Below are 7225 nucleotides of genomic sequence, written 5' to 3'. Positions count from 1 at the left end.
AGGTCCGCATCGCGACCGAGACTGGCCTCACCCGGATCGGCTCGAACTTCGACCTGTGCCACAGCTTCCTCGACCACACCGGACTTTCCTTATGATCACCACTCACTCAATTACCGAAACGTCTTTAATGCCGCACTAATGCCGCACATATCGAACCACCGGCCCGGGGTTCTTCTCCGACCGGCACACCGCACCGCGCTCACCGCCGAAACGATCGTGTGGCCGATTCGAATCGCCATAGCGGAGCGCTCGCATCGATGCATCAGCACTTGCCTCCACCGCTTCCAGGGACGTTATGTGTCCCCCTCGTCGCCTCGCGCCCAATCCCAGTCCACGTTTGCCCGGTACGCCGCCGGGGGATGCTGCCGGGAAGGACGACCCCGTCGTCGAATCAACGCGAGAGAGGCAGTTCGATGAACGCTGTCACGACCGGCATCGTCGCAGGTGCCGCAGGCACCACGATGCTCGACGCCGTCACCTACCTGGACATGGCGATCCGGGGCCGCCCCGCAAGCACCGTCCCGGAGAAGACGGTCGAGTCCGTTGCATCCGCTCTTGGCGTCGCGATACCGGGACGCGGCGACGCGCTCGCGGCGCGGCGGTCGGCATTCGGGGCGCTCGGCGGGATCGCCGTCGGCACCGGACTCGGCGTGGCCGCCTCCCTCGTCCGCCGCGCCGGCGCCCACCTGACCCCGGCTGCCGGAACTATCGGGATCGGTTTCGCCGCGATGGCAGCCACCGACATCCCGATCGCCCTGCGCGGCATCAGCGACCCGCGACAGTGGACCGCCCAGGACTGGCTCAGCGACCTCGTGCCGCATCTGGTCTACGGCGCTACCGTCACCACAGTCCTGCGGCAACAGGACAAGACCACGGGGCACCTGAAGGACCCGGCGGCCGAACGGTCGAGCACCGTCCGGTCGGCGGTGATCGGCGTGGCCAGCGGTCTCCGCAGTTCCACCGGCATCGCGACGGCACTGCTGTCGGGTGCCCCGGGCTCGGCACACCGGGCCCGCATCGTTGGCGCGACGGCGCTCGTCGGCGGCGAACTGGTCGCCGACAAGAACCCGAACGTACCGTCGCGCCTCTCCCAGCCCGCGCTCACCGGACGGCTCATCGCAGGCGGCGGAGGCGCCGCGGCGCTGGCCCGCCGCGACCGGGTCGACACAGCGTCGGCCCTGATCATCGGAACTGTCGGTGCCCTCGCCGGCTCGTTCGGCGGCGCGTGGTGGCGGCAGTGGGCCGACCGGCGGATGCCGGACTGGCAGGCGGCGCTCGCGGAGGATGCTGTGGCGCTCACGATGGCGGCGTCCGCACTTCGACGTCCCGCGCGGTCCTCGTCGGTCAGCGCATCGACCTGATATGTACGCCGGTTTGTCAAGGACGCAGGGCGAGGCGGCGTCCAGGACCGTCGTCGTGGGCGCCGCCTCTGTGGGCCCGGTCGATCTGGGTGGTGGCGAGCGTGTCGGTTTCGACGCGTGGTCAACTCTGATATGCGCGGGTTGGATACCGCAGGACGGTTATTCGGCTGGAGTGGATCGCTGGTCTAACGTCGAGCGTGATCCCAACGTACAGTTGAGGATTGCTCATAGGTCGTCTCGCGGATCACTCCCGGGCGCTGCCGTCACCACCGCATGATTCGTCCGGACGGGTGTGGGGGTTCCCGTTCCCGGTCCTTGCCTCACCGGTCGTCGGCGACGAGGGGGCCAAGGTGGAGTCCCCGCAGCGCAGCGAGGAGAACCGACCTTGCCGCCCGACGAGTCGACGACCACACTCGCAACCGGGATGTGGAACGGGGAACCGGCTTTTCAGGGATCCAGCACGGCCAGCGACCAACACCAGCCGGCGAGTTCGCGGGCGATCGCGGTGTTCGCCAGTGCCGGGCGTTTGTTACGGGCGTCGAACCCGGCCCAGCGGGCGTGCAGGCGCTGGTTTGCTTGCTGTCCGCGGGCCCGGGCCGCAGGACTGGCCTGCTCCCAGCGGCGCCGCAGCTCCGCTCCGGGACGATACCGGGGTCGGTGGTGCCAGGCGGCCTCGATCAGCAGCCGGCGGGCGTGGCCGTTGCCGGTCTTGGTGATCGATCCCTGCGAGCGCGACGCACCGGAGGAGTGTTCGGTGGGCACCAGCCCGAGGTAGGCGCCGATCGAGCGTCCGGTCAGGCGCTGCCAGTCGCCGATCTCGACGGCCAACCCGAACGCGGTCAGCGTCGAGACCCCACGCAGGCAGCCGAGCCGAGTCACCACCGGGGTGTAGTCACTGTCGGTGGCCATCGCCGCGATCGCCACATCCAGCCGATCCCGCCGGTCCACCGCCGCGAGCATGGTGTCGTAGGCGGTCTCGTACGCCAGCTGCAGAGCGGGTGCGTCGAAGTGCTGGGTGCGCAGCCAGGTGTCGTGCACCTTCGTCCACGCGCGGCCACCGTAGTAGACGATCCCCTGCCGCAGAAGCAACTTCGACACCCGATGCCGGGCCGCCATGAGATCCCGACGACAGTCCTCACGGGCACGCACCAGATCGCGGGCCGCCTCCTGCTCGACGCCGGGCACCGTCACTTCGACAATCTGCCCGAGGTGCAGCAGACGAGCCAGATGCCGCGCGTCACGCGCGTCCGTTTTGACCCGATCGCCGGGCGGGCGCTGCAGCTTCGACGGTGCCGCGACCAGACACTCGATGCCCGCCGCGGTCAGTGACCTGGCCAGCCCGAAGCCGGTCGGCCCGGCCTCGTAGGTCACCGCCACCGGAGCCGGTAGGGACCTGCTCCAGCCCACGATTTCGCCATGATCCGGTGTCAATCTTCGCTCGAACAGCTCACCGGTCTGCCCGTCGAGGCCGCAGGCGACCACCGATCGTGCGTGCACATCCAATCCAATGCTCGTACGCTGATTCATCGCTGGGGCCTCCCACATCTTGTGGCTCTACCGGCCAGGACCCGTTTCCTGTCGGCAACCCAACGTTCACATGTGCGTGGGGCCTCAGCCCAGCCCCTCATATCGTCTAACGCCGCGCCATCACACGCTGCACGACGCATCGGGCCCGGCCGCCGAGACCGGTGAACCGGCCGCCTTGGGGAGCGCCGAGATCGTCGCGGCGACCTGCCTGGCGGGCCGCAGTTCGACGTCCGTCGCACAAAACGAAGAAGGAGGAGAAGCGGAACGCTGCTGGAGGTGAGCAATGCGTCCGGAAACGCCGGCACTGGTGCACACGCATCCGGTCGTGGCGGTTCGGCCAGTGGAGCGCAACCGCCTGATGCGGTCTTTTACGTCTCGTACGCACCTCCCGAGACGCACCACCACCTCCACCAGCTGCGAGGGCAGAGCTTGAGGCGGGGGTGAAGAACAACTCCAAGCCATATCGAGAGTAGGGAACCCTATGTCACTCAACCCGCGAGCCGTGTCGTTGTCCTCGGCGGCACAAGCGGCATCGGACTCGCAGTCGCCCAATCGGCTTCAGAAGCCGGGGCGGCCGCTGTCGCCGCTTCACGCAACCCCGACTCAGTCACAGCGCCACTGAAGAAGCTGCCCGACAACGCGGTCGGGCACTCTGTGGATGCATCATCTACCGAGTCCTTGCGCGCCTTCTTCGACGAGATCGGCCAGTTCGATCACACCTCGCCTACACCGCAGCAGACACCGACGTGCAGATCGTTCCGTCGGACGTACTACGCCGCGAAGTCCCGGCCGTCATCGGCCAGGGCGGTCCGGACCATGTGGCCGACCCGCCGCCTGAGATGCGCTCGCACGCAGCGTTCGACGTTCTCGAGTACGGCAGCTGGCCGCGCCACGCTGCCAGCCGGCCCCCGTCTTCACTACCCGAGACGTCTAACAGGCATTCGTACCGGCGTGGTGTGCATGACGTGGCAGGCGCTTGGCGCGGATACTCGCCACGCCGCGGTTTCGTCGGCGCGATCGCTGTGAAGGGTGCGTGCGGTCGTTGCCGTGCGGATGAAACTGCCGATCTGCCGGATCGCGTGGTCCGCCTCGGGAATGAGGTCGGCGGCCGCCTGGAATACATGGACCTGGCGGTCCCACACCTCCAGCGTGATCGGCACCCCAGCGGCCGCGAGGCGCTCGGCCATGAGCTCCGCATCCGGGTAGAGCATCTCGGTGGACCCGACCTGGATCAACACCGGCGGCAGGCCGGCCAGGATGCCATCAACCGGCGAGATGCGCGGTTCCCCGGTAGTGCCGTGGTGAGCGCCCTGATCGGGCAAGCCGGCGAACGTGGTGAGGACCGAACGCGGAAAGACCGGACACCGGTCAGCGCCCGGGTGGGCCAGCTTCCCCGCGGGATCCATGTCCGTCAGCGGTGACAGCGCGACCAGGCCCGCCGGACGTGGCAGGTCCAGGTCGGCGAGCGTCAAGGCCGTCATGAATGTCAGGTAGCCGCCGGCGGAATCACCGGCAATCACGATCTTCTCCGCCTCGAACCCATGCACGAGCAGCCAGCGGTAACCGTCGACTCCGTCGGCGATGGCATCACGGATCGGATGTCTGGGCATCATCCGGTAGCCGACACTGAGCACCACTGCCCCGGCGGACGCGGAGATCCGCGAAACAAGTCGGCGGTGGGTATTCAACCCGCAGGTAAGGAAACCGCCACCGTGGAGGTACAGCACTACCGTCGCCGCCCCCGTATTGCCGGCGTCGATCAATTCGGCGTCGCAGTTGCCGAGGCGCACGCGATGGCGGCCTACCCCACGGAGGGGCGGGACGATTCGGGCGGCGTGGTCGATCAGTCCGGCCGGCCACAGGGGACTCGGCCACTGGGCCCACACACCGAGCAGCGGTTTGACCGTGATCCGCAGTGTGTGCGCCAAAACCTGTGAGCGGAGGCTGGCCCCGGGAAAGAAGTCGGGCTTCGGGCCCGCGGGCGTGGGAGTCCGGCACACCTGACTTGCCAACGGCGGCCATGCCGCCGACTGCGTGGCATCGGCGAGACGCCCGGCGCAGGCGGAGCGCGATATTCGTCGGCCCGCAGGGAAATCTCGTTCGCATCGTCCGAGCTGGGCGGAGTCGGCAGTGACGACGGTCGTGTTCTCTCGTCCCTCGTCGAGGACGAGGCTGATGCTGCTGCCGGTCAGGGCCAGCGCGGCTGCCACGCCTTCGACAACCTCGTTGAACGTCGCCGGGACCTTGTCCCAGCACGCCTGCACCGACGCGAAATGCGATAGGACGGAATGAAACAACGCATCACCACACATAGCCGGGCCCACCGTCTACTCTGTCAGGCGCGTGCAAGCCGTAACGCTCCCCCGGGCATCAGGGAATCCGTGCCGTGGCGCACCCGACCTGGTGCCAGACCCGTCGTCGCGACCACCGTGCGCCCGGGATGCAATGCCGCAATCCCGTGAACCGGGACAGTGAAACAAACCACTTGTCTGTATCTTCGCGACATTACATACTCTAAGATTGTTTGTAAAGCAATCATGAGAAAATCCGTGACCGTGGAGTCATCAGATGCCGGCGACCAGGCAGAGCGTAGCTGGGCCCAATATCTGCCATTGGGCTGCAGGCAGATCCGGGATCGAGAACTACCGGATGACTCCCCGGACGACACCGCGATCAGAACAGGACCGCCGCGCGTGCCGCCGGAATCAGCACCTCCGCGGCCCGGGACGTGATGCCCTGAAGCCGGTATTGCTCGTGACGTCAGAGGACGCAGGTCGCATCGAGGGGCGGGCCGATGGAGGGTGACAGAATGGCACAACAGTCCCGTGCCGAGGAGACACGCCGCGCGACCATCCAGGCGGCCGCGGAGATGTTCGCGGCGAACGGATACGCGAACACCAGCCTCGCCGACATCGTCAGCCACCCGGCAATCTCCAAGGGCGCGCTGTACTTCCACTTCACCTCGAAGGAGACGCTCGCGCGGGCGACGATCGACGAACAACACGCGACGTCGATGGGGGCGTGCCGGAACCTGCTGGACACCGCTCTTCCGCCGCTCGAATCGCTGATCAGCATGTCGCTCCTGCTGGTCGACCAACTGCTGAGGAGCCCCCTGATACGGGCCGGAATGAGGCTCACCGGCGAGATAGGTGATGCCCGCGGGACGGTCACCGATCCCCATCGGGAGTGGGTGGAGCTGGTGGCGACGATCGCAGATCGAGCCATCGATGTCGGAGACCTCCTCCCGGACACCGATTCCGAAGATCTCGCCACCTTCCTCGTCGCCGCGTTCGACGGCGTTCGAATGTGGTCCACCCACGGGAACACAACTCGAGATCTCCCCATCCGTACCGAGCGATTGTGGACGTTCGTGCTGCCCGGGATCGTCGACGCCGCACACGTCGAATTCTTTCGCGAATACGTCCGCCGCAGATGGGGCCTCGCATCACTCAACACTGAGTGAGACCGGGTCTGCTGTTAAACCGTCCAGCCGCGTTGGGCGGTGTCGCGTTCGAGGGCTTGTGCGATGTCGTGGCCGCTCCAGTGCGTGGTGTCGATGGTGCGGACCTGGATGGCGCCGGGTGCACCGCGTGGTCCGATGAGTTCGGCGGCGTTGACGCATTCGAAGTTCAGCGTGCCGATTTGGGCGCGTGCCTGGCGGCCCGACGCCTGCTCCACCAAAGGCGGTTGCCGCAATTGCGGGTGGCGGAGCGCGTCCCGGATGCGGGTCGCGGTGTCGTCGAGCCGACGTTGCCGGCCCGCCCGCCGCAGCGCGGCGATGATGCAGGCCTTGGTCGATCGAGCGCCCAGTGCAGGTGGCGGTGCGATGGCGAGTACGTCCGGTGCGGCGTACGGAATACGTCCGCCAACGCCACCGACTGCAGCGTCGAGACGGCCTACGGCCGGTCGTTGACGTACTGTTTGCACCCTTCGGGAACTACGACACCGAGATCAAGCGAGCGGATGCTCGACGATTGCGATCGAATCCCTCAACGCTCGGTACAACCGGGCGGTCCGGCCAAGGGGCCACTTCCCCCAGCGAGCAGGCCGCGCTGAAATGCCTCTACATGGAATGGCGCGCCAAATAGTTGTCGAACACGTCGACGATATCGACGGAACTCCAATTGCGGCAAAGGCGAGACGATCGCCTTCTCCGTGAATGGAATCGAGATCGACTTGTCGGCGAAGAATTCGAAGGAGTTCCACAAGAGACTCGATCACTAGTAGCGTGTCGCTGCTTACTTCTGTCCTGTTTCGGTTAGGTTGGGGCGGCAGACTTCCCCTTCCCCTCTGCCGGTCAGGACGGTTGTCATGCCTTCGCAGAAGAAGCGTCCGGT

Annotated in this window: 6 protein-coding genes and 2 pseudogenes; 5 read left to right on the top strand and 3 right to left on the bottom strand. The window is 66.9% G+C overall.

What is annotated here, in order from left to right:
• Positions 1 to 413 precede the first annotated feature (413 nt).
• On the top strand, positions 414 to 1361 hold the full coding sequence (locus tag ACFWAY_RS52630) for a hypothetical protein (RefSeq protein ID WP_378458427.1): 948 nt from the start codon (positions 414 to 416) through the stop codon (positions 1359 to 1361).
• Positions 1362 to 1808: 447 nt separating this feature from the next.
• Here ACFWAY_RS52630 and ACFWAY_RS52625 read toward each other — a convergent pair whose 3' ends face one another.
• Positions 1809 to 2888 carry an IS110 family transposase gene (locus ACFWAY_RS52625; protein ID WP_378516373.1) on the bottom strand — a complete coding sequence of 360 codons (1080 nt, stop codon included), beginning with the start codon at positions 2886 to 2888 and terminating at the stop codon, positions 1809 to 1811.
• A gap of 462 nt (positions 2889 to 3350) precedes the next feature.
• On the opposite strand from ACFWAY_RS52625, the gene ACFWAY_RS52620 reads away from it, so the two are divergent.
• The gene (locus ACFWAY_RS52620) at positions 3351 to 3914 is read left to right on the top strand and encodes an SDR family NAD(P)-dependent oxidoreductase (protein WP_378516374.1); all 564 of its coding nucleotides are present in this window, start codon (positions 3351 to 3353) and stop codon (positions 3912 to 3914) included.
• On the opposite strand, the gene ACFWAY_RS52615 is transcribed toward ACFWAY_RS52620, so the two are convergent.
• Entirely contained in the window at positions 3806 to 5185 is a 1380-nt protein-coding gene (locus ACFWAY_RS52615; protein WP_378516372.1) for an alpha/beta hydrolase, read from the bottom strand. The genes ACFWAY_RS52620 and ACFWAY_RS52615 overlap by 109 nt on opposite strands.
• A 512-nt stretch (positions 5186 to 5697) precedes the next feature.
• Between ACFWAY_RS52615 and ACFWAY_RS52610 the strand changes: the two genes are divergently transcribed.
• Positions 5698 to 6351, top strand: a complete 654-nt coding sequence (locus ACFWAY_RS52610; protein ID WP_378516371.1) for a ScbR family autoregulator-binding transcription factor — start codon at positions 5698 to 5700, stop codon at positions 6349 to 6351.
• A 14-nt stretch (positions 6352 to 6365) separates the two neighbouring features.
• On the opposite strand, the gene ACFWAY_RS52605 is transcribed toward ACFWAY_RS52610, so the two are convergent.
• A complete protein-coding gene (locus tag ACFWAY_RS52605) occupies positions 6366 to 6815 on the bottom strand; it encodes a hypothetical protein (RefSeq protein ID WP_378516375.1) in 450 nt (149 codons plus the stop codon).
• On the opposite strand from ACFWAY_RS52605, the pseudogene ACFWAY_RS52600 reads away from it, so the two are divergent.
• A pseudogene (locus ACFWAY_RS52600) lies at positions 6815 to 6970 on the top strand (transposase); the annotation flags it as partial. The gene ACFWAY_RS52605 and the pseudogene ACFWAY_RS52600 sit on opposite strands and share 1 nt — an antisense overlap.
• Positions 6961 to 7109 (top strand): annotated as a pseudogene (locus ACFWAY_RS52595) (histone-like nucleoid-structuring protein Lsr2); the annotation flags it as partial. The pseudogenes ACFWAY_RS52600 and ACFWAY_RS52595, both read left to right, overlap by 10 nt.
• Positions 7110 to 7225: the final 116 nt, after the last annotated feature.

It is taken from the genome of Rhodococcus sp. NPDC059968, from assembly GCF_042738615.1.
Taxonomy (GTDB): Bacteria; Actinomycetota; Actinomycetes; order Mycobacteriales; family Mycobacteriaceae; genus Rhodococcus_F.
This window is presented reverse-complemented; position numbering and strand designations above follow the sequence as displayed.

What these genes read in the sequence shown, in the direction of transcription:
- ACFWAY_RS52625 (WP_378516373.1), bottom strand. Translation starts at nt 2,888, where the DNA reads ATGAATCAGCGTACGAGCATTGGATTGGATGTGCACGCACGATCGGTG.
- ACFWAY_RS52630 (WP_378458427.1), top strand. Translation starts at nt 414, where the DNA reads ATGAACGCTGTCACGACCGGCATCGTCGCAGGTGCCGCAGGCACCACG.
- ACFWAY_RS52610 (WP_378516371.1), top strand. Translation starts at nt 5,698, where the DNA reads ATGGCACAACAGTCCCGTGCCGAGGAGACACGCCGCGCGACCATCCAG.